Below are 22,492 nucleotides of genomic sequence, written 5' to 3'. Positions count from 1 at the left end.
AATGGGATCAGGTCTTTGCTTGAATGCTCGTTGCGCTAAAGGACTAACATGTGCCCCCGCAACCAAACATGAGGTGCTCCGGCGTTCCTTCGCGACCGGAAAATCCAACGCGCGATGTATGCCATTGCGAACTGCCGGGCCAGATCAGCATCACTTCAAAGCAGCCCCTCTTCGTACCAGCGTTTACTACGGTTGACGATGGCAACAACCGACAGCATGACCGGCACCTCCACGAGCACCCCGACCACTGTTGCCAATGCAGCTCCGGATTCAAGTCCAAACAGGGCAATCGCTGCCGCCACAGCCAGTTCAAAAAAGTTTGATGCACCGATCAGCGCAGAAGGCCCGGCAACCGAATGGGCTACCCCCAGCTTTCGATTCAGCCAATATGCTAACATCGAGTTGAAGTAGACCTGAATCGTCACAGGTATCGCCAAAAGAAGAATCACCAGCGGTTGATGAATAATCTGCTGGCCCTGAAAACCAAACAGCAGGATCACCGTCATGAGCAAGGCCGCCATGGAGACCGGATCCATCATGTGCAGAACATCGCTCAACCTGCCACTGGCAAGCAGTAGCTTGCGCCCCAGGTAAGCGAACAGCACAGGAATCACGATGTAGAGCAGAACAGAAAGAAACAGGGTCTCCCAGGGCACCGCAATGGAGGTCACGCCAAGAAGCACACCCACAATCGGTGCAAATGCAAACACCATAATAACGTCGTTAAGCGCCACCTGCGATAAGGTAAACTGCGGGTGACCATTCACGAGTTTTGACCAAACAAATACCATCGCGGTACAGGGTGCTGCGGCCAACAAAACCAGCCCCCCGATATAGGAATCAATTTTCCCGGCATCCAGTAACGGGGCAAATATCAGCCGTAAAAACACGAACCCCAGCAATGCCATGGAAAATGGTTTAATCAGCCAGTTTATCGCCAGTGTCACCCCTATCCCCCGTCGGTGCTCCCACACCTCATGCAGGGATGAATAATCGATTTTCAGCAGCATCGGAAAAATCATCGCCCAGATTAACACAGCCACGGGAAGGTTGATGTGCGCAACCTCCATGCCAGCGAGCATCCGGAGCGCGTCGGGAATCAATGTACCTAAACCGATACCGGCAAAAATACAAAGTAGTACCCATATCGTCAGGTAACGTGCAAACAGGCCGATAGAGTGATCATCCGATGACATAGCGCCTCCCTGAAGGAGGATCTTAGCACATATTGCATATACCGGCAGTGCCATCCCCGTGCTTCAGCATGCAAAAGAGATCAGGAGATCATTCGTATGCCATACCCAGCTATCGCTTGAAGATCGCCTGCGAACGCGGCATGCTCTTTTCCTGTTCTCTGGCCGAACAACAGAATCACGGGGGCAACAGATGTATATGCACGAATCAAGGCAAAGCCGGAATATTCTGATTCAGCTGGCAGTCACTACCCTGCTGGTCATGGTTCTCGGTATCTACTTCTCCGATGTGCTGGGCATGATCTACTTCTCCAACCAGCAGACTTCGGCCGGTTTCGCACTGAACGGCCTGATTCTCGGCCTGTTTATGCTCGGGCTCATCCGCATACTGGCCCTGTTGCTCAGTTATCACGGAGAAGAGGAGTCACTGGCCCGCTTCCATAACAATCTGCAGCAACGCCGACAGGATCTGCTGGAGGGAGTATCGCCGGCATCGATTATTGCCCGCCGCATGGATCTGCTGGAGGGGATGAGTATCAGGCATGCCGAGATTCATCATCAGGCACTGGCCGCCACCCTGCTGGCTCATGAAAGTACACGTACCGCCCTGATCCGCTTTATTCATAACATCCTGATTCTCTGCGGTGTACTGGGAACAATCATCTCGCTGTCGATCGCGCTGGTAGGAGCCTCAAGCCTGCTGGAGCAGGCCGTCTCCTCCACTGGCATGGGCATGGTAATTCACGGCATGTCGACCGCCCTCTCCACCACCATGACCGCCGTACTCTGCTATCTGTTTCTGACCTACTTCTTTTCTGCCGTACAAAACCTGCAAACCAGACTGCTTGGTCATATCGAGCAACTGACCGCAACCCGGCTGCTGCCGATGTTCCAGGTGACCGAAGAGGCCGTCACCGGCCAGGCTCTGGACCTGGTGCGCGAGGCCCATCAGCTGGTCCAGTCAGTCCATGAAAGCGTCGATGCCCTTGATCTGGCCAGCCTCAGGGAAGGCATTGATCAGGCGGCAGAGCAATCCCGGGCACAGCATGAGGCGCTGCTGGAGGAGCTGCGTATGCTCTCATCCGTGCTGAAAGACGGATTCAGGTTGCCAAAAGAATAATGTCTGAGGGATTTGTTGACCTTCGCCTGAACAATGGCAGTCAGGATGACGAGAGCTTCTGGCCCTCGTTCACCGATATTATGATGGTCATCGTCCTGATTTTTCTGCTGGCAATGCTGACACTGCTGCTGAAAAATATGGATCTGGTAACCCAGTTACGCTCCTCACTGGAGGCCGAGCGCACGGCCACCATGCAGGCCCGCTCCACCACCGACATCAACACCCAGTTAAGTCAGCGTCTGCAGCACCTTGAGGAAGAGGCTGCCATGCTGCGCATGCGACTGATCGATCTGGGCGAGGAGAATACGCATACGCTGGCTCAACTGCAGGCCAGCCAGCAGGCCAACACCGATCTGAAGGCAGCCCTTGCCGCCCTGACCCTGCGCCATGACACCCTGATGGCAGAAAAAAGTGAGCTGGAGAAAAACAAAGCGGAACTTGCTGCAAACCTGCTGCAACGTGATCAGGAGCTGAAGGAGCGTCAGCAGCAATATCAACTCAGCCAGGACCAGATTGCCGAGCTTAAAAGCCTTAGTACCACCCAACTGGATCAGCTGAAAAAGATTGAGGCTGAATATGCCAGCCTTGAGGTCAAATATAACAAGCTGATCCGCCCTGCCCGCTCATCACTGGGTAAATATGTGGTCATGGTCCGTTACCACAAACAGGACGGCCAGCTTGCCATTGAGATCAAGGCGGAAAACGATGCTGCATTTATTCCGGTCGACGGAACCGGCCTGCATACCAGGCTTGATCAGCTGCAGAAAGAGTATGGCAAGAAGCTGTATGTACGCATTGTCTTCCCGGATGACAGCGGCCTCTCCTATACCGAGGCATGGAATCTGACCGAATCACTGTTGCGCATGTACGACTACTACTATCAGGAGTAAAGCATTCAGCACCGGCAGCAGATGGTTTGTGGAGGCCATGGGAGATCGGGGGCAGGACTCGTTTCGCGCATTTTCATCGGCGGATTTAAGGATACGACTCCCCGTTGAATGGTGCAGTCCGCAATAAGTTGCAATCTCGCATGGTATAGCCGTGTTTCCTGCAGGCTTCCCGTATTCAGTCGCCTCGCTCCCTGTATTGCCGCTCAGTCGCTGAAAGCGGAGCGCGCGTTACCACGTGATGTCATAGATAATCGGCACATTCAAACTCTATCCGCGACGATCTGTCTATGGTGCCCCCCTTCTTCCGCGCCAACGCCAACGCCAATAATGCGCAAAGCGAGTCCTGACCCCTATGGTTGCATATGAACAAGCTGATTCACATCATTTGGGGCGTGCTAACCTACCGTGAGCCCTTCGATCCGAACGGTGGAATCAGAGTGCAAAAGGTTGTTCAGAATGCAGGATGAAACGGATCAGTTGACAGGAGTTCTGAAGAAAGTATCTGACCCCTTTCTACTCCTTCCCCCTGACTCCTAGTTTTCAGATGGCTTCAACATACCTCGCCCCTTCTTAAAGGCCTTTACGCCCAAGAAAGAAAGCAAAATTAGGAAGACTGCTGTACCTGCGAGAAAACCCACTCCATAGGCCGAGGTCTCATTATTCAGAAATATCGTAAGGACACCAAGCGCTCGCAAGGCAGCAAGTGCAATAAGAAGAATTCCCACCAATATTAATGTGGTGCCACCAGCTTTCCTCATTTGCATCCCCTCTCTGCTTTAATCATACCAATGTCCAATCACTCCCAGCCAAGTCAAGAAAATGAATATGTAACCGGTTACCATTATAACCAAGGAAATAAGCCTTTGATATTTTGGCGCATCCTCTCCCACCGTGCCGCGAAGGCTCATACTCCACCCAAAAAAATATGCAATAATAGGATCCATAAAAAATATCATAACTAGTAAAATGAACCAATGCCCATCTGGTAAATCTGGTAAAAATAGAAGCCTTGCCCCAAATCCAAGAACCACAAAATGAAACAGGAGGTTAGCAAAAAACGACTTTGTTCTTATTGTCATATCTAGCCCTTATTAAGGATACGCTGTAGGCGCCGTGGAACTGGCCGTTTGCCCAAAGACATATCCAAATACATTACCAAACACCTGAAGGCTGTTACTTGGATTTTTTACCATTGGAAACCCTGACATAACCATCGATGATCCCAAAGTTATTGAATCCACAACCGCGTTATTCGCATCACCTTCATAAACGTTTACAATAATGCTAACTGTCGTATTAGCTATACTAAAAACACCCGTTATTCCAACCTGCCAAGCCGTACCAACAACGAGTGCTGCTTGATATGCAGCTGCATTCTGATTTATATAGCCATCAGTACCGAAAGACCGACTTAGCGTAGCAGCAAGCCTCGGGGTCAGGACTCGTATCGTGCATCGATTGGCCGAAGGGAATGCGCAAAGCGAGTCCTGACCCCTATGGTTTGAAAGCCTGCCCCTTGCCTAATCATACCAATGACCTATGACACCCATCCAAATCAAGAAAATAAACATATAACTTATTAGCCCAACAACAAAGGTAAAGAACCTGTGCGATTTCGGTGCATCAGCTCCCACTGTGGTTCGCATATTCATACTCCAACCAAACAAATACGCAACAATAGGGTCCATGAAAAATGTCATCACCAGTAAAACAAACCAATGTCCATCTGGTAGATTTGGAAAAAATAAAAGCCTCACCCCAACGCCAAGCACCACAAAATGAAAAAAAATATTTATCAGTAAGGCTTTTGCTCTGGTTGTCATATCTAGCCCTTATTAAGGATACGCTGTAGGCGCCGTGGAACTGGCCGTTTGCCCAAAGACATATCCAAATACATTACCAAACACCTGAAGGCTGTTACTTGGATTTTTTACCATTGGAAACCCTGACATACTTCTTGCCGTTCCATAAGTGATTGAATCCACAACAGCATTATTCGCATCACCTTCCCAAATGTTTGCAGTAAAACTAGCAAATGTATTAGCGGCACCAAAAGCACCAGTAAGTCCAATCTGCCAAGCCGTACCAACAACGAGTGCTGCTTGATATGCAGCCGCATTCTGATTTACATAGCCATTAGTACCAAAAGCTCGCCTTAGTGTAGCAGTATAGCCACCTGAAACACCATCACCAAAACCAACAATAATACTGGATGCGTACCCCATTGCAGGCAAGTCCCAAACAGCAAGCCTCGGGGTCAGGACTCGTATCGTGCATCGATTGGCCGAAGGGAATGCGCAAAGCGAGTCCTGACCCCTATGGTTGCTATTCATCTCTTCAATGCTTCTCCTATTTTTTCATCTATATACTCATATCCAGCCAATCCGTATTCGCTACAGGGTTCGCTCCTCTGAGAAAGCAAGTTGCCTTGTGCGTCATAATAGCTGACCTCATCAAAGTACCTTCCGGCAAAGCGCATGAAACAGTGTACTGGAAAAACCTCATCTTCTTTTATTGGCCTGTTTTCTACGACTTCAAAATAGCCACGTAGCCATGCTTGTCGATTGGTAACATAAGGTGGTATTAGCAACTTGTGTTTATCTAAATATGGAACCTCATTTTTAACATCAGATTGGCCTCATATATTATATAAGATTCCACTCTTTATTTCCCCCAAAACCAGCATCAGTTCGTATCACCCTTCCAAAGTGATATACTCCATCAACTTGCAGAGCGAATATATCTCCAGCACGGATTTTTTTACGCGACTTTTTCAAAGGCTTCATGTTCATATAGAGAACCTCGGGGTCTTGCAATCATTAACTTGAAACAAACAAAAAAATCATTAAACACAGAGCAATAAATATAACTATGCCGAGTAAATATGGAAAAGGAGTAGCAATCCAACATACAATTCTATAAGTCCAATATAGCCTCTCACTCATGTAATTCGAACATTTCCCGGTTAGAATATATTCATGAAACCTGTTTACCATTGCTTTATCTTTAACAGTATCGAAACCACCTCCAGGTTCAGTCCAGCGCTCTTTATATCCTTGAGTAATCTCATCATATAACTCTGGATCATCTTTCTTTATCAACCTTAGTGTCCGATTACTAATGAGCTTCCATATTAACGACGAAACCATAGAAATGATTGCATATCCAAAAAGAAGGCCACTAAATGCCATTACTATTTATTTGACCATAAAAGAATAGCATCAACCACAAACACTCCAGATGTTACTGGAGTCCCAGCTCCTGCTCTTCCAGCCCCATAGACCTCGCCTATATATCCACGTCCTGCCATCACACCACCTTCTAGCGCTATATTCTTATGGCTCAATCCAACCATTGCCTGACCACTTACACCTCTCAAATCACCAACTGTTAAAGCATTCGTTAACTCTAGATCCACAGTAACACTAGTTCCATTTCCAGCAAATTTTCCACCCCCTAGAGTTTCGAATGCAGCCATGCTACCTGAGCGATCAACAGCAAACAGAAGTCCTGCAGTTCCACCATGAGCATACTTTCCCTTTGTATAGTTAATTGATACTCCAATTGTATTCGTACTAGGGCCAACCATTGAAAATGCAGCTGAAGTAGCGGCATCCAATGCCTTCTGCCCAAACAAATAATCCAAGGCTGGTGAGCCTCCTAATGAGAACTGAGAGCGATTGCTCCCGCCCTGCATTCCATTGAAACTAATATTGCCAGAGAAGCTTGGACCCCCACGTCCAGAGCCCCAGTTATAGCTCCACCCACTACTTGATGAGTAGCTGCCACTGCCAAAAGTGCTGGTAATGTTAACGTCCGTTCCGCCTCCTGGGGAAGTGCCCACAGTAGCATCTGCTCTGACACCTATAGTTCCTGATTCGGCATATGTGGCTCCAATTGCAAATATATATGCGCCATATGGACAGCCCGCTGCTCCGGCGGCTAACCCAACAACGCCGATGACAGTTCCAACCGTTTTCTGGAATGCTCTATTTTGAAGGATTGTACTTTTGGCTTTAGACCACCACCCATTCCCTGATGGATCAGTATACCTGAATGGATTATTCATCACATAGGGAGATCGGGGTCAGGACTCGTTTCGCGCATTTTCATCGGCGGATTTAAGGATACGACTCCCCGTTGAATGGTGCAGTCCGCAAGAAGTTGCAATCTCGCATGGTATAGCCGTGTTTCCTGCAGGCTTCCCGTATTCAGTCGCCTCGTTCCCTGTCTTGCCGCTCAGTCGCTGAAAGCGGAGCGCGCGTTACCACGTGATGTCATAGATAATCGGCACATTCAAACTCTATCCGCGACGATCTGTCTATGGTGCCCCCCTTCTTCCTCACCAACGCCAACGCCAATAATGCGCAAAGCGAGTCCTGACCCCTATGGTTAAAGTCCTTTCACCTGTTCCGAACTCAGGCTAATCTCGTAATCGGCCATCTGCTTTCTCTCCTTACTCTTTGATGCGTCGTAACACCAAGACTAACGGAAAGCAGATGGCCTCCAAGCCATCCTGAATTTACAGCAATATAGGGACTCAACCGTGGGTAGCGCCCCTTTATCTAAAAGTGATGCACTTACAACTTGAATTCACCACGTCTATATTTGTGCATTAACGAAATACATACTTCTTTAATATTGTCATATTCAGAAGCGAGAAGCTTCTCTTTCTCTAGATCTAATGTTTCTAAGTAGCTGGGCGAATAGAGTTCTCTATTATTCGAACACGGAAAATGCTCACTATCCGATTCGATGGCTATCAAGTAATTAATATCATCATTAGACTCTTCTTCCAATCCATACCATAACTCTAATATCAATCGACAGCCTTCAATTGGGTCAAGTTCATTGCTAATAATTGATGCAGAATATCGGGCAATCTCCTCTTCAGATTTATTCTTTTGATCCATGCTCACCATATTACCACCCTTTCTCAAGCTTACTCTTATACTCAACTCGCTGCCCTGTTTTTATATTTTCCACCCAACAAGCCTCGGGGTCAGGACTCGTTTCGCGCATTTTCATCGGCGGATTTAAGGATACGACTCCCCGTTGAATGGTGCAGTCCGCAAGAAGTTGCAATCTCGCATGGTATAGCCGTGTTTCCTGCAGGCTTCCCGTATTCAGTCGCCTCGCTCCCTGTCTTGCCGCCCAGTCGCTGAAAGCGGAGCGCGCGTTACCACGTGATGTCATAGATAATCGGCACATTCAAACTCTATCCGCGACGATCTGTCTATGGTGCCCCCTTCTTCCTCACCAACGCCAACGCCAATAATGCGCAAAGCAAGTCCTGACCCCTATGGTTGCACGCTAACAGATTCAATGCACTGGCCGCGAAAATCGACTATCTTTGCCGGTATGGTAATGCCCATGATATGCCTCCGAACAACTTGTTGTCGTAAACATATGTTCTATAAGATGTGTCTGGGCATTACCACCATTTAACTTACCGTATGAAAGCGTTGAAGAGCCTGCAAGTGGCTCACCATTCTATCTTTTGTTTATCTACAAACTTTAGGAACTCACTTTCTTCAAGAAACAACAATTCACTTGTATCTTTTTTAATTACAAAGTAACCATAGGGCTGCTTATCAGGCACTTCCGGAAAGGCATTAGTCAAAAACTTTGATTTCACTTTTAGACCGACTATATACTCACTATTTTGGACATATTTAGTCACATCTTGATATACGACCTGTCGATTTTTTTTCGCAATAATATGATTGTCGCTATCCAACTTAATATACCTATAGTCCCCATCAATATCACGACTAAAATCGGTGCATCCTGAAAACATAAAAGCTAATATCAATAATATCATTCGCATCAGTACGCCACCTTCAACGACCAAGAATGACTAATCCTGTAAGGGGTTCCACCAGGCAATTCAACGCCAATGTCAATTGGGTCTCTAAACCAATCTTTGATTCCAAAATTATATATGCAAAGACCTCTTGAACAAGTAACGCTTTTAAAAAATGAACTTTTCCCCACAGAAAACAAATTGGGTTCCCATGTCACGTTGCTAACTCCTCTATCCGAAAAGCTATACCCATCTTGGGCATAAATAATTGTACCTATAATAAAATCTCTCACCTGACTTTGAACGGAAGCAGCGTTCTCAAAACTTGAACCTAATCCCACCGATTTTAAAGTCACATCTCCCCCTCCAGTGAAATATCTGTTTACAAAGTCCATAGTGCCCCATTGATAGTTATTTTGTCCGCTTATCTCACCATTCAACCTCAGATAAGCTTGAGCTTGCGTTGCATCAGTATTTGCAGTCACCTCGCCGACAGGACTATTGAAACCAGCCTCACCTGCATTGACTGAGGTAAGAGATCGGGGTCAGGACTCGTTTCGCGCATTTTCATCGGCGGATTTAAGGATACGACTCCCCGTTGAATGGTGCAGTCCGCAAGAAGTTGCAATCTCACATGGTGAGGATGTCCTGAATTTTGTGTAAACGGTCAATCTGGCGGAGTCTTCCGCCGCAAGCAGGAACCGAATTCAGCCGTTCAGGGACTCCTGCAACATCTCCAGCTCTTCCCAGCGGCTATAGGCCGTGGCCAGCTTCGTCTCCAGCTCGGCCAGACGCTGCTGGTCTTTCTGAAAAGCGGCGGCATCGCGGGTAAAATAGTCCGGATCACAGAAGCGCTCCTCCAACATGGACTTTTCTGCATCCATGGCTTCTATATCGGCCGGCAGGTTATCCAGCTCGCGCTGCTCCTTATAAGAGAGCTTGGTCTGCTTTTTCACCGGCTTCGGCTGGCTGCTCTGGACGGATGTTTTTTGCACCACCTGCCGCTCAGCCTCCTGCGCCTCTTCCTGACGCCTCGTTTTCCAGGCCAGGTAGTCGGAATAGCCGCCTTCAATCGGGATAATTTTGCCATCGCATTCAAAGGCCAGCACCCGTGAAGCCACCCGATCCATAAACGCACGATCATGGCTGACCAGAATCACTGTACCCTCATAACGGGCCAGTGCCTGCTCAAGTACGGTTAGCGTGCCGATATCGAGATCATTGGTCGGCTCATCCAGCACCAGCACGTTGGCCGGTTCCAGCAACAGTTTCGCCAGCATCAGGCGGCCGCGCTCGCCACCGGAAAGGCCGGCGACCTGTGCGTTCAGGCGCTCCTTGTCGAACAGAAAGTCCTGCATATAGCTGACAATATGGCGCGGCTCATGACCACCGATATGCACATAATTACCACCCTGCGGCAGCAGTACATCCTTCAGTCGCATCTCCGGCTTCAACTCGCGCATCTGGGTTAAAAATGCCGGTGCCAGACGCACACCATGGCGAATCCGCCCCGCATCCGGGGTTAACTCACCCAGCAACATGCGCAACACGGTACTTTTACCGATACCGTTCGGCCCGATCAGACCGACCCGGTCACCAGCCATAATTTTATGATTAAAATTCTTGCAGATCGTGGTATCACCAAATGCGTGTGAAACTTCCACCGCCTCCATCAGCATCTTGCCCGGTTTGACCCCGCTGGAGACTCGCAGTTCCACATCACCGCTGCGCAAACGGCGGGCTGCACGCTGACGACGCAGCTCTTCAAGACCGCGTACACGACCTTCATTGCGCGTCCGCCGGGCCGGTATTCCCTGCCTGATCCAGCGCTCTTCACCGGCCAGCATACGATCGAACTTGCGATGCTGACTCTCCTCGATCAGCAGCATCTCCGCCTTTTTATCCAGATATTCAGCATAAGAGTACGGAAAATGGGTCAGGTGGCCGCGATCAAGCTCGATAATTTCTTCCGCCACTGCATCGAGAAAGTAGCGGTCATGGGTAATAAACAGAACCGAGCCGGGAAATGCCGCAACAAAATCCTCCAGCCACTCGATCGATTCGATATCAAGGTGGTTGGTCGGCTCATCCAGCAACAGAATATCCGGCTCAGCCACCACAGCCCGGGCCAGCGCCACCCGGCGCAACCAGCCGCCCGAGAGCTCGCCGACATCACGATCCGCATCAAGCTTCAGCTTTGAAATCGCCATCTCAATGCGGCTGTGAAACTGCCATGCACCACCATGTTCAAGCTCGGCCTGTAACTGATCCACCTGCTTCAGCAGGGCCGGTGTCGCCTCCTCTTCCAGGCGGTGCAATGCATCATGATAGGCCTCCAGGGTTCTGGCGACATCCCCCAGCCCTTCGGCCACAACATGAAACACACTAAAGCCTGCATCGAAGTGCGGTGCCTGCGGCAGATAGGCAACCCGCACACCACTGCGCAGCGTCACTTCGCCGGCATCCGCCTCAACTATACCGGCGATAATCTTCAGCAGTGTCGATTTACCCTCGCCGTTACGGCCGATCAGGCCAATACGTACGCCACGGGTAATACTCAGACTGATATCATCCAGCAAAACCTGGGATCCAAAAGCTTTATCGATGTGGTTGAGGGTCATGATAGGCATGGCCGCATCATAACGTTAAAAATGAAAAACGCCCTGCATTTAGCAGAGCGTTTTCCAGGCCGCGTTGATGGATCAGTGCTTCATCAGCGCCCCATAGGTGGATTGAAGCAGCCACCTTCACCCGGACCACCAGGCCCGCGACGGCCCGATCCCTCTTTACGACCGTTCTTTTTCAGCTCGGCCGCAATTTTCCGCTGTTCAGGAGTCAAAATCGCATGCATACGGGCACGCACCTCACCGCGATGGATCGTCATCTGCTTGACCAGTTCGCCCTTTTCTTCGGCCAGTGCCGCCAGACGCTTATGATAATCGCTCGCAGCCGGATCAAGCTTGCGCATGGCATCATGATTCATGCGCATCGCTTCATGCATCGATTTTCCCTCTTCCCGGCTATCATTGTGAATCTTGTCAAACTGCTGCCGCTGCTGATCGGTCAGCTTCAGCTCATCGGCCATGCGCTGCATATACGGGCCGTTGCCGTCCGGTCCGCCCGGCGGGCAGGCATATGCCACATTGGCACATAACAGGGCAGCAACCGCCGATATAGCAACAATCAGGCCTGAGTGCCGTTTCTCTTTATGGATCTGGTTCATCATATTCTCCTGTTCATTCAGATATTCATTCACCGTGGTGTCCCGGGGACCCCACTTTTTTCGGGCCATCTCCGAACACCTTTACGGCACAAGGCGAACACTCTGCTTTTATCTGCAACAGAGCTCATCGTGAGTGAAAAATTTCTGCAATGCAATGTAATGAATGTGTAAAACCACCTTCCAGCCGGCCGTTTTCATGGCAATATACCAGCATGAGCATATTGATGATTGATGACGACCGTGAACTGTGTGATCTGATGGGCCGCTTTCTGGCCAGCGAAGGTTTTACCGTCAGCTGTGAACACAACGGTATCAGCGGATTAGAGCGTCTGCGACAGGAGGCTTTTGAGCTGGCGATCGTGGATATCATGATGCCGGGCAAAAATGGTATGGACCTGCTGCGTGAACTGCGTCAGTTCTCCAGCGTACCGGTGATCATGTTAACCGCACGTGGCGAAGAGATGGATCGTATTCTCGGCCTTGAACTTGGTGCTGATGATTATATGCCCAAACCATGTAATCCGAGAGAGCTTGCCGCCCGTATCCGGGCCGTTCTGCGTCGCAGCGAACCGCGCCAGGAGGGCAATGAAAAAGAGAACTGCCTGTTTGGCAGTATCGAGTGGCGCCCCCAGTCACGCACAATCCTTGAGCATGGCGTCGCCATTGAGCTCACAGCCACGGAATACAATATTCTGGCCACCCTGATACAGCATGCCGGTGAAGTCGTGAGTAAATTTGAGTTGAGTGAAGAGGCTCTTGGTAAACGCTACGGTCCGTTTGACCGCTCACTCGATGTCCATATCGGTCATCTGCGTAAAAAGCTTGCCCCTGCCGCCGATGGCGAGCCGCGCATTAAGACCGTACGCAGTGTCGGCTGGCTGTTCGTTCCCGACCAGGCCTGACGTATGCGCCTGTTTACCAAGGTTTTTTTGCTTCTTCTCTGCACATTGCTGGTGACCGCCGCGCTGTCACAATGGCTGGGCGAGAAATGGCGCACGGAGAACAAGCTTATCGAAGCCCGCCTCGCCCAGATGAGTGATCTGGCAGAAACGGCCGTCCGTCTGTATGAGGATATGGGGGCACGGCATTATCAGCAGTCCATTCATCAGGAGCTGCGCCAGCTGCATGCATTCGGCATGTTAACCGATCGTGAGGGTCGCCCCGTCCACCGCATCGGGCGACCGGGTGAACCGCCCCGCCCTGTGCCCGAATTTATGCATCCATTGATTGAGCAGGCGCGTCACCAGCAACAGCCGGTCACCATGATTGAGCCGCCAAGACTCAGTATCGCCATTCAAATACAGGGCGACCGGGGCGAATATATCTGGGCCGCCACCACCCTTCTCTCTCCGGAAGAGATGCGGCAATCCGGCAGCAGTATGCGCCTGCTGCAACTGTTCACGGCATTGCTGACGATTGCAGCTGTCAGCGCTCTGCTCACCCGCATGCTGACCCGTCCGATTCGCAGCCTGCAGGCTACCAGCGAACGACTCGGCCATGGCGAACTGTCAGCACGCGTGGAAGCTGCCGTCAGCGAACGCAACGACGAGCTTGGCGATCTGGCGCAAACGATCGATCAGATGGCTGACCGGCTTGATCAGCTGATTAACAGCCACAAGCAGTTGTTACGGGATATCTCGCACGAGCTGCGCTCGCCGCTGGCCCGGTTACAGGTCGCGCTTGAACTGGCCCGCAATACAGCCGGTGAACAGGCTGAAACTGAACTGGACAGAATCGGGCTGGAAGCCGATCGGCTCAATGATCTGATCGGAGAGGTGCTTACGCTTGCCCGCTTTGATCAGGGGGGAGTACACGCCGCGCTGGCCCGGATAGACCTTGCTCAGATGATCAGGGATATCAGCTGTGATGCCACCTTCGAGGCTGAAGCCACAGGCAGGCGCATTGAGACCGGTGAGCTGCCCGAATGCCACTTCATGGCTGACCGGATCTGGCTGAAACGGGCACTGGAAAATGTGATCCGCAATGCCATTCGTCATACACCGGTCGACAGCAGTGTCGAGATCAGTCTGAACGTTGAAAGTGCAGTCGCCTCAATCCACATCCGTGATCATGGCCATGGCGTGGAAGAGGAAAAACTTGCACATCTGTTTGAACCTTTTTTCCGTGCCTCGGCCGCACGTGAGCATGATAATTCGGGGTATGGCCTGGGTCTTGCCATCGCCAGACGCGCCATTGAACTGCATGCAGGGACAATCACTGCCGGCAACCATGCCGATGGTGGTCTGCAGGTGGATATCACACTGCCGCTTGTCAGCGCCTGAACCTGTGCCGGGTTAATCAATCCGGCCAGGCAAGCCGGCCGCCTTGTAAACATAGGACCAGAAGCAGGATTCACGAATAAAATAGTGGGTATGTTTCTGATAACGAACCAGCAAACCGTTGGCATGACTGCGCACCCGGAAATGCATATTGCCGGTAAAGGTTGTGGCAATCTTTTTAGCTCTTCCAGCATCCATGCTACACCTCCTGATGCCCTGTCATACGCACGCGGCAAGACATCCTGAAACCTGTCTTACCTTCCCTATCGCATACGCCATGCCAAAAGCCGCAGCCCTGTACCATCGCGTCCAGATCGCCGCCACGGGTCTGTCGCCCCGCCATAAAAAAGGAGGGGACTAAAAAGCCCCCTCCCTTCAATCCCGTCAGTGTCGCAGCATCGATCAGAAGTGGAACGATGCGGTTCCGACTGCGCCCCACATCTTCATTTTGATACCTGAACCGACCGTCACATTGTTCCAGTACTGCATCCACTCAGCGCCGGCGGAAATCTGTTCGGTCACGTTAAAATCAGCACCTACACCATAACTGAACGCAGTCTTTTTGGCAGAGTCATTAATACCAAGTGCGCCGGAGGTGCGCTTGATGCTGGCTGACGTCGCACCTAACATGGCATAGACACGAAAGTCCTGTGATGCCGGATACTGGAGTTTGGCCAGATATGAGAGGAAATAGTCATCCTTGAATGACAGGCTGAATGGCACGGCTGAACCCAGCGAACCGACTGCATAGGATTTGCTTCCTTTTGTGGTTGCGCCCAGGCGCAATTCCACGCCAAAGTAATCATTCACATCAATACCGAACTTGCCATAGCCACCGAATACAGTGTTCTTCTGGTTTAAACCCGGCTCCTGATACTCCAGTCCAAATGCACCTATGCCCACACCGGCATAGGGAGCCATATCCTGAGCCTGAGCAGCAGCCCCTCCCATCAACATCATGGCCGCACCCACAACAATCTTTTTCATTATAACCTCCGGTAACGTTTTCAGACTGAACGGCTTGCGCCACAATCGAATTGATTTTTTAGACCATATTTCGACAATGTCAAAACAGGCCACTGCCAACGGAATGATTTTATCAGCCACGTGCTGTTCCGCTGCACTTGCCCAAACGACCTGTGTCAATCCGGCACAGCTCAGACCAAAGCGCGCAGACGCTCCATACCGGCCAGCATTTCACTCTGTTTCGCCTTCGCTTCAGCCAGCTCCTCCTGCACCTTGGCCACGACATCCGCCGGTGCATTATCGCGGAATTTCGCATTGCCGAGCTTGCCCTCGCGCATAGCGATATCCTTCTCCAGACGGGCAATATTTTTACCCAGACGTGCCATCTCTTCCGCGACATCGACGAGACCGGCCAGCGGCAGATAGACCCTGGCATCCGCCAGCGGTGCCACAGCGGCACCATCCACCTCACCGTCTGCTGCTATCCAGTTCAATGACTCAAGCCGCGCCAGATTCATCAGCAGACGCTCTTCAGCCTGCAGCGCCTGCTGTACGCTTGCATCACAGGCGATCACCGCTTCGATCCGCTTGCCCGGATTGACATTCATCTCACCGCGAATCGAGCGAATCGCCGTCACCACCTCAATCACACGACGCATGCGCTGCATCGCATCCATATCGTGATCCTCACGCGGCGTATGCCAGCTGGCGGTGACCAGTCGTGCATCGGCACCGTGCAACTCCTGCCAGAGCGTTTCGGTAATAAACGGGCAGATCGGGTGCAGCAGTTTCAGCCACCCCTCCAGTGCAGTCAGCATCACGGTCTGCGTTTCCACTTTCGCCGCTTCATCATCGCCGTAGAGCGAAACCTTGGCCGCCTCAACATACCAGTCGCAATAGGTACCCCAGATAAAGTTATACAGGGAACCGGCCGCTTCATTGAAACGATATTCGACCAGCGCCCGGTCCACTTCGACCGCCACGCCGTCCAGCTCCGCCAGAATCCAGCGATTCACATCCAGCTGCGGGCGAACAGAGGCATCGGCAACCGCACTACCCCGGTTCATGAACACAAAGCGGGCAGCATTCCAGATTTTGTTCATAAAGTTGCGATTGGACTCAATGCGCGACTCATCCAGCTTCACATCACGGCCCGGTGTCGCCATATGGGCCAGCGTAAAGCGCAGGGCATCCGCACCGTATTTACTGCTCATCTCCAGCGGATCAATGACATTGCCCTTCGACTTGGACATTTTCTGGCCCTGTGCATCACGGATCAGCGCATGAATATAGATATCCCTGAACGGCACCTGACCGGTGAACTTCATGCCCATCATGATCATACGGGCAACCCAGAAGAAGATGATGTCAAAGCCTGTGACCAGTACATTGGTCGGATAGAACTGCTCCAGCTCCGGTGTTTTTTCCGGCCAGCCCAGTGTTGAGAAGGGCCACAAACCGGAGGAGAACCATGTATCCAGCACGTCCTCGTCCTGATGAATAGCAGCCGAACCGCAACCGCCACAGCACTCCGGCGTTTCACGACTGACGGTGATATGATCACATGCACCACAGTACCAGGCCGGGATACGATGCCCCCACCACAGCTGACGCGAGATGCACCAGTCCTGAATATTGCGCATCCACTCGAAATAGGTTTTCTCCCAGAACTGCGGTACAAAGCGGATCTCGCCCTCTTCAACCGCCCGGATCGCAGGCTCGGCCAGAGGCTTGATCGAGACATACCACTGATCGGTCAGGAAGGGCTCCAGCACTGCATGCGAACGATCACCGCGCCCGACCTGATGGGTATGCTCCTCCACCTTGTAGAGCAGCCCTTCAGCATCAAGATCGGCGACGACATGCTCACGCGCTTCGTAGCGCTCCATACCACGGAACTTCTGTGGTACAAATTCGCAATCAAGCATATGCGCCTGCGGCGTCAGGATATTGATCAGCGGCAGGTTATGGCGCTTGCCTACCTCATAGTCGTTAAAATCATGGGCCGGGGTAATCTTCACGCAACCGGTACCGAATGCCGGATCGACATATTCATCGGCAATCACCGGAATGGTGCGGCCGGTCAGCGGCAAAATCAGCTCTTTGCCAATCAGTGCCTTGTAGCGCTCATCATCCGGGTGTACTGCCACAGCCGCGTCACCGAACATGGTTTCAGGACGGGTCGTCGCCACAATCACATGCTGTGCAGGATCATCGGCATGCGGATAGCACATATGCCAGAAATGGCCCTGCTCTTCATCGTGCGCCACCTCAAGATCGGAAACTGCCGTTTCAAGCACAGGATCCCAGTTGACCAGACGCTTGCCGCGATAGATCAGCCCCTCTTCGTAGAGGCGCACAAACACCTCGCGCACCGCATCAGACAACCCCTCATCAAGGGTGAAGCGCTCGCGCGACCAGTCGCACGATGCTCCCAAACGTTTGAGCTGGTTGACGATGGTACCACCGGAGTGCTCCTTCCACTCCCAGACACGATCCAGAAAGCGGTCACGTCCGAGATCGCGGCGATGTACGCCTTCCTTATCCAGCAGTCGTTCCACCACCATCTGGGTGGCAATACCGGCATGATCGGTTCCCGGCTGCCAGAGCGTGGACTTCCCCTTCAAACGCTGCCAGCGAATCAGTGTATCCTGAATGGTAAAGGTGAAGGCATGGCCCATATGCAGGCTACCGGTCACATTCGGTGGCGGAATCACAATGCAGTAGGAGTCATCAGGCTGATCGCTGCTGGCCGTTTTCGGGCGGAAGGCATCGGAATTGAGCCACTGATCATTGATGGCAGGCTCAACCGCCTGCGGGTCGTAGGTTTTGGCTAACTCATGCTGACTCATGGAACTTCCTCTGGGTGACGAAAAAAATAGTCCGCCATGCTACGTGCTGCAGTCGGCCGGGCAACCGGTGAATTCTCCCCCGTTCATCGGCTACCGCTACCATTGCCGCTCAAGCCATGACCGGTTCAGAAAAAACAGTGGCGGCATCACATCATCATCCGATATGCTGTTAGTGTACGCCGATGTTAAAAGCTCCCGTATGGTTATCCGCACTGCTGCTCGCAGCCAGCCTCGCGACAGGCAGCTGCCATGGCGATGCTGCGGAAACGCACAGCCTCAGAGTAAGCGCCAGCGCATATAACTCGGTGCGGGCCCAGACCAACAACAGGCCAACCCTCACCGCCTGGGGAGACCGGCTGAAACCGGGCATGAAAGTCATTGCCGTTTCACATGACCTGATCCGCCTGGGCCTGAAGCACAACACCGTGGTAAAAATAGAGGGATTGCCCGGCACATATCGGGTGAAGGACAAGATGAACAGGCGCTGGAAACATAAAATCGATATCTACATGGGAAACGATATCAGGGCGGCCCGGCGCTGGGGCCGTCGTACCGTCACCATACGCTGGTGAGCGGGGCATGATGCCGGCGGGAAGCGGCTGTGCATAAGAGGGTAAACGGGGATTTCACCTGTAGGAAAAACTCTGATTTATATTGACCGGCAAGAAATGATCAACACTGAAAAAACTATTGTTTTACAATATATTAAGCACATCACATCATGATTGAACGGCATCACGGCCCGCATGGAAAGACAAAAACCAACATTCGCACAGCATTTTTACGTCACAGTGGCCGTCATGATGCTTGCCTGAACGTGTTCCGTACGGAACATAAGACGCAAACATCTCATCAGAGGGTCGCACCATGTCATTGTCAGAGATACACATTCATGACAGCTATCATACTGATCATGCCATCCAGATTGCCCCCCGCGTCTGGTGGGTTGGCCATGTGCAGGAGAATGATCCGTTTCAGTGCCATGTTTACCTGATCGAACAGGGCGATCAATCGGTGCTGATTGACCCCGGCTCAACACTGACATTTACCAACACGCTGGAAAAAATCGAAGAGATCACGCCTTTTTCATCGATCAAATATTTCATCTGCCAGCATCAGGACCCCGACATCACCGGAGCCATGCCGCTGATCGAAAAGATGCTGACGCGTGATGATGCGGTCATTGTCACACACTGGCGTACTAAAATGATTATTAAACATTACGGCATGCAGATGCCCTACTGGCTGCTTGATGATCACGACTGGCGCCTGCCGCTTGAGGATCGGGTACTGGAGTTCTGCTTCACGCCATATGCCCACTTTCCCGGAGCCTTCACCACCTTTGATACGGCATCACAAATCATGTTCTCCAGCGATATTTTCGGCGGTCTGACCGAGGAGTTCTCCCTGTTTGCCAAAGGCGAGAGCTATCTTGAGTGCATGAAGCCGTTCCACCAGCACTACATGCCCAGCAATGATATCCTGCAATATGTCCTGCATGAGATCGAAAAATACCCGATGAAGATGATTGCTCCCCAGCATGGGTCCATCATTCCGCAGCATCTGATCCGTTTCATGATCAACGGCCTGAAATCGCTGGATTGCGGGCTTTATCTGTTACTGCGCGGCACCACCGATTTCAGAAAGCTGTCTGCATTTAACGACACGCTGAAAAGCATCACCAAAACGATGACGATTTACCGTGATTTCAAACAGATTGCCCTGCAGCTTCTCACCATCATCCGCTGCGAAGTCGCCACAGACTCTCTCGAGTTCTACGTTCAGGATATCAATCAGGGCATGATCTACCTGGCTGCAAGCAACCAGTATCGCGGCAAGCTGGTGACCCCGCCGGCCTATGTGCAGGCAGTGTTCGACTCTCCCCCGCCGGCCACCGCCGATAACCCGGGCTCACAGTTCCAGATCATGGACCATACCGATCGCACCGGCGTCATTAAGAAAGCGGTCATGATCGCGCTCTATTTGCCCGAAAAAGGACATGTGCAGGCTGTCATCCTGTTGCATCTGGCCGACTACCATTTTGACAGTGAAAAGCTCGGGCGCATGGTTGAGCAGATGCGTCTGCCATTACAGGTCGCCATCGAACGGGAGATGATCTACCGGGACATGGACCGTGAACGGGACAAGATCTACCAAAGAGCCATTCGCGACCCGCTGACCGGCCTGTTTACCCGCATCTATATGACGGATTTCGTACATAAAATGATCGAGCAACAGGATCGACAGCAGGAACTGATGCTGGCCGGGGTGATGATTGATATCGACCACTTCAAACTCATCAACGATACATGGGGCCATAATCAGGGGGATATCGTGCTCAGGGAGGTTTCGCGCTGCGTCCTTGATCACTGCCGGGCTGCCGATATCCCGGTCAGACTGGGCGGTGAGGAATTCATTATTTTTTCCCAGAACAGCGACATCGCCAACAGCCTCCGCTTTGCCGAACGGCTGCGCGCCCTTATTGCCGGCCTTACATGGGCCGAGCCGATGCATGGGAAACAGATCAGTGCCAGTTTCGGTGTCGCCCATCGCCGCAAGGGTGAAGGGCTAAGCGACTTCATCGAGCGTATCGATTCAGCCCTTTACCGGGCCAAGGAGAGTGGTCGCAACCGGGTATGTTATCAGGAGTGAGTAAATCCGCAGTGAGGCGCGCCATCGCGCCCCGTCTGTTTGCAGCGCAGTCTCTATTCAACCTCACCCCTGCTGTGGGCTGTAAAAATGGCATCGAATCGATCCGCACAGGCCCTGAATGCCGCCAGCACCGCCGGATCAAAATGCGATGGATCGGTACGGCCATCACCATCGACAATGATGCCCGTCGCCTTGTCATGACTGAATGCAGGCTTATAGGGCCGCTTGCTGCGCAGTGCATCATAGACATCGCAAATCTGCATAATGCGGGCAGCTAGGAGTCTGCGCGGCAGAGGACAAATGCCGGCCTATATTTATCGGCGAGTCGAATTTTCAAATTGGTCGCAGCCATCTTTAATTGCCAGGGTGCATCAGAGGACCGCATAGTCATGCGATAAGCGGCCTCATCGGCTGCAGTTGCCATCACAAATAAGCCATTCGCCTTAAGTTCAGTGCCATGCAAACCATTTTCCACTCAGCACCGACCTTTTCGAGGCCGCGAAGACTGAATTGTCTGAAGCCCATGACTGCCTTGATCCATCCGTTGGGAGGTTCAACAATAGCCTTTCGCCGGCGATAGGCAGCCTTTCCCTGATCGCTCCGCAAACGCTCTGCCATGGCCGCCGTATGGGGATATTTATCAGCGTTGACAGATACATTCTCCCGACCCTCCCTGCCGAGCGCGACGATCACATTGCATGGCAAGCCAGAGAGCTCCTGTAAGGATTCTTCGCCACGAAAGCCTGCGTCGGCAAGCGCCTGTGCAGGCAGTGCATCCAGATTGTCACGAACAGCTTCGATCATCCCGGGCAGACGATTGCTGTCTGCAGCACAGTTGGTCAGTTCGGCGGCAACGATGATTTGATGCTCCGCGTCCACGGCCGTATAACCATTGTAACTCTGCTCGAAGGCTCCGCTGGAGTGCTTCATGATCCGGCTTTCCGGATCGGTGAAACTCTCCTGATCCTTCTCATCCGGAATGCCAAAGTCCCGCTTGAATTTTCCGCCTCGTCGGGGTGATCCGTCCGGGTGACGAGGTTGACGTCCGTCATCCGGACGGCGTCCGCATTCTTCGTCGATCTTTCTCTGACGCGCTTCCAGTCGTGCCCTGGCAGCCTTGATGACGGCCAGTCGATCCTCTCGGCGGGCTATCTCCGACGGGAGATCCACATCCGGCTCATCACGCTCATCCGCATCCGCTTTGCCGGCACGCTCAAGCAAGCCTTCAATCTGCGCCTTTAACTCGGTTTCAGCTTGCAGCATCCGCTTGTAACTCATCGCTTTGTGACGGCTGGCATTCGCCTTGATCTTGCTGCCATCCACCGCGATCGTGCCCAGGCGAACCAGGCCGCATTCTTGCGCAAGCTTGACGACCTGCACGAAAAGGTCGGATAACTCCTTCAGGTGCAATGCACGAAAATCGCATATCGTGCGGTGGGCCGGATAGTTACCCGCGGCCAGAAGACGGAATGCCACATCTTCATGCAATTTCTTCGCGATCTTGCGAGACG

At 51.9% G+C, this 22,492-nt stretch carries 20 protein-coding genes and 1 pseudogene; 6 read left to right on the top strand and 15 right to left on the bottom strand.

The features are described 5' to 3' along the window. Positions 1-155 precede the first annotated feature (155 nt). On the bottom strand, positions 156-1,196 hold the full coding sequence (gene arsB, locus FEF65_RS07160) for an ACR3 family arsenite efflux transporter (protein WP_170304430.1): 1,041 nt from the start codon (positions 1,194-1,196) through the stop codon (positions 156-158). 190 nt (positions 1,197-1,386) lie between these two features. On the opposite strand from arsB, the gene FEF65_RS07155 reads away from it, so the two are divergent. Next, positions 1,387-2,313 carry a hypothetical protein gene (locus FEF65_RS07155; protein ID WP_138239128.1) on the top strand — a complete coding sequence of 309 codons (927 nt, stop codon included), beginning with the start codon at positions 1,387-1,389 and terminating at the stop codon, positions 2,311-2,313. Then, on the top strand, positions 2,313-3,203 hold the full coding sequence (locus tag FEF65_RS07150; RefSeq protein WP_138239127.1) for a hypothetical protein: 891 nt from the start codon (positions 2,313-2,315) through the stop codon (positions 3,201-3,203). The genes FEF65_RS07155 and FEF65_RS07150 overlap by 1 nt, the downstream gene beginning before the upstream one ends. A gap of 776 nt (positions 3,204-3,979) precedes the next feature. On the opposite strand, the gene FEF65_RS07145 is transcribed toward FEF65_RS07150, so the two are convergent. The 9 genes from FEF65_RS07145 to FEF65_RS07105 all read right to left on the bottom strand — a co-directional run bounded on the left by FEF65_RS07145 (position 3,980) and on the right by FEF65_RS07105 (position 12,232). After that, positions 3,980-4,282, bottom strand: coding sequence for a hypothetical protein (locus FEF65_RS07145; RefSeq protein WP_138239126.1), 303 nt, complete (start codon positions 4,280-4,282; stop codon positions 3,980-3,982). Positions 4,283-4,723: 441 nt separating this feature from the next. Further along, positions 4,724-5,026 (bottom strand): hypothetical protein, encoded by a 303-nt coding sequence (locus FEF65_RS07140; RefSeq protein WP_009851426.1) that lies wholly within the window; start codon positions 5,024-5,026, stop codon positions 4,724-4,726. 12 nt (positions 5,027-5,038) lie between these two features. Beyond that, on the bottom strand, positions 5,039-5,428 hold the full coding sequence (locus FEF65_RS07135; protein ID WP_138239125.1) for a hypothetical protein: 390 nt from the start codon (positions 5,426-5,428) through the stop codon (positions 5,039-5,041). Positions 5,429-6,396: 968 nt separating this feature from the next. Then, complete coding sequence (locus FEF65_RS07130) at positions 6,397-6,849, bottom strand: hypothetical protein (RefSeq protein WP_138239124.1); 453 nt, start codon at positions 6,847-6,849, stop codon at positions 6,397-6,399. A gap of 934 nt (positions 6,850-7,783) precedes the next feature. Continuing rightward, complete coding sequence (locus tag FEF65_RS07125) at positions 7,784-8,116, bottom strand: hypothetical protein (protein WP_138239123.1); 333 nt, start codon at positions 8,114-8,116, stop codon at positions 7,784-7,786. 572 nt (positions 8,117-8,688) lie between these two features. Continuing rightward, a complete protein-coding gene (locus tag FEF65_RS07120) occupies positions 8,689-9,033 on the bottom strand; it encodes a hypothetical protein (RefSeq protein WP_138239122.1) in 345 nt (114 codons plus the stop codon). Beyond that, the gene (locus FEF65_RS07115; protein WP_138239121.1) at positions 9,033-9,494 is read right to left on the bottom strand and encodes a hypothetical protein; all 462 of its coding nucleotides are present in this window, start codon (positions 9,492-9,494) and stop codon (positions 9,033-9,035) included. The genes FEF65_RS07120 and FEF65_RS07115 overlap by 1 nt, the downstream gene beginning before the upstream one ends. A 222-nt stretch (positions 9,495-9,716) precedes the next feature. Next, complete coding sequence (locus FEF65_RS07110) at positions 9,717-11,630, bottom strand: ATP-binding cassette domain-containing protein (protein ID WP_138239288.1); 1,914 nt, start codon at positions 11,628-11,630, stop codon at positions 9,717-9,719. A gap of 92 nt (positions 11,631-11,722) precedes the next feature. Further along, on the bottom strand, positions 11,723-12,232 hold the full coding sequence (locus FEF65_RS07105; RefSeq protein WP_138239287.1) for a Spy/CpxP family protein refolding chaperone: 510 nt from the start codon (positions 12,230-12,232) through the stop codon (positions 11,723-11,725). A gap of 212 nt (positions 12,233-12,444) precedes the next feature. Between FEF65_RS07105 and FEF65_RS07100 the strand changes: the two genes are divergently transcribed. Beyond that, positions 12,445-13,134, top strand: coding sequence for a response regulator transcription factor (locus FEF65_RS07100; protein ID WP_138239120.1), 690 nt, complete (start codon positions 12,445-12,447; stop codon positions 13,132-13,134). 3 nt (positions 13,135-13,137) lie between these two features. Further along, positions 13,138-14,514 carry a sensor histidine kinase gene (locus tag FEF65_RS07095; protein WP_138239119.1) on the top strand — a complete coding sequence of 459 codons (1,377 nt, stop codon included), beginning with the start codon at positions 13,138-13,140 and terminating at the stop codon, positions 14,512-14,514. A gap of 12 nt (positions 14,515-14,526) precedes the next feature. Here FEF65_RS07095 and FEF65_RS07090 read toward each other — a convergent pair whose 3' ends face one another. The 3 genes from FEF65_RS07090 to FEF65_RS07080 form a co-directional block, all read right to left on the bottom strand. Further along, a complete protein-coding gene (locus tag FEF65_RS07090) occupies positions 14,527-14,709 on the bottom strand; it encodes a hypothetical protein (RefSeq protein WP_138239118.1) in 183 nt (60 codons plus the stop codon). A gap of 204 nt (positions 14,710-14,913) precedes the next feature. Beyond that, positions 14,914-15,498 (bottom strand): porin family protein, encoded by a 585-nt coding sequence (locus FEF65_RS07085; protein ID WP_138239117.1) that lies wholly within the window; start codon positions 15,496-15,498, stop codon positions 14,914-14,916. A gap of 170 nt (positions 15,499-15,668) precedes the next feature. Then, positions 15,669-18,329, bottom strand: a complete 2,661-nt coding sequence (locus FEF65_RS07080) for a valine--tRNA ligase (RefSeq protein ID WP_138239116.1) — start codon at positions 18,327-18,329, stop codon at positions 15,669-15,671. A gap of 182 nt (positions 18,330-18,511) precedes the next feature. Here FEF65_RS07080 and FEF65_RS07075 point away from each other — a divergent pair, with 182 nt between their 5' ends. Continuing rightward, on the top strand, positions 18,512-18,901 hold the full coding sequence (locus FEF65_RS07075) for a 3D domain-containing protein (protein WP_138239115.1): 390 nt from the start codon (positions 18,512-18,514) through the stop codon (positions 18,899-18,901). A gap of 295 nt (positions 18,902-19,196) precedes the next feature. Further along, a complete protein-coding gene (locus FEF65_RS07070; protein WP_138239114.1) occupies positions 19,197-20,981 on the top strand; it encodes an oxygen-binding di-iron domain-containing protein in 1,785 nt (594 codons plus the stop codon). Positions 20,982-21,034: 53 nt separating this feature from the next. On the opposite strand, the pseudogene FEF65_RS07065 reads toward FEF65_RS07070, so the two are convergent. Both FEF65_RS07065 and FEF65_RS07060 read right to left on the bottom strand, forming a co-directional pair. Next, a pseudogene (locus FEF65_RS07065) lies at positions 21,035-21,259 on the bottom strand (two-component system response regulator); the annotation flags it as partial. A gap of 145 nt (positions 21,260-21,404) precedes the next feature. Continuing rightward, the coding region (locus FEF65_RS07060; protein ID WP_138239113.1) for a transposase at positions 21,405-22,492 on the bottom strand (1,088 nt) is incomplete at its 5' end.

The organism is Mariprofundus erugo (assembly GCF_005818865.1).
Classification (GTDB): Bacteria; Pseudomonadota; Zetaproteobacteria; order Mariprofundales; family Mariprofundaceae; genus Mariprofundus; species Mariprofundus erugo.
Note: the sequence above shows the minus strand (reverse complement) of the source record. Positions and strands in the feature narration are given on the sequence as shown.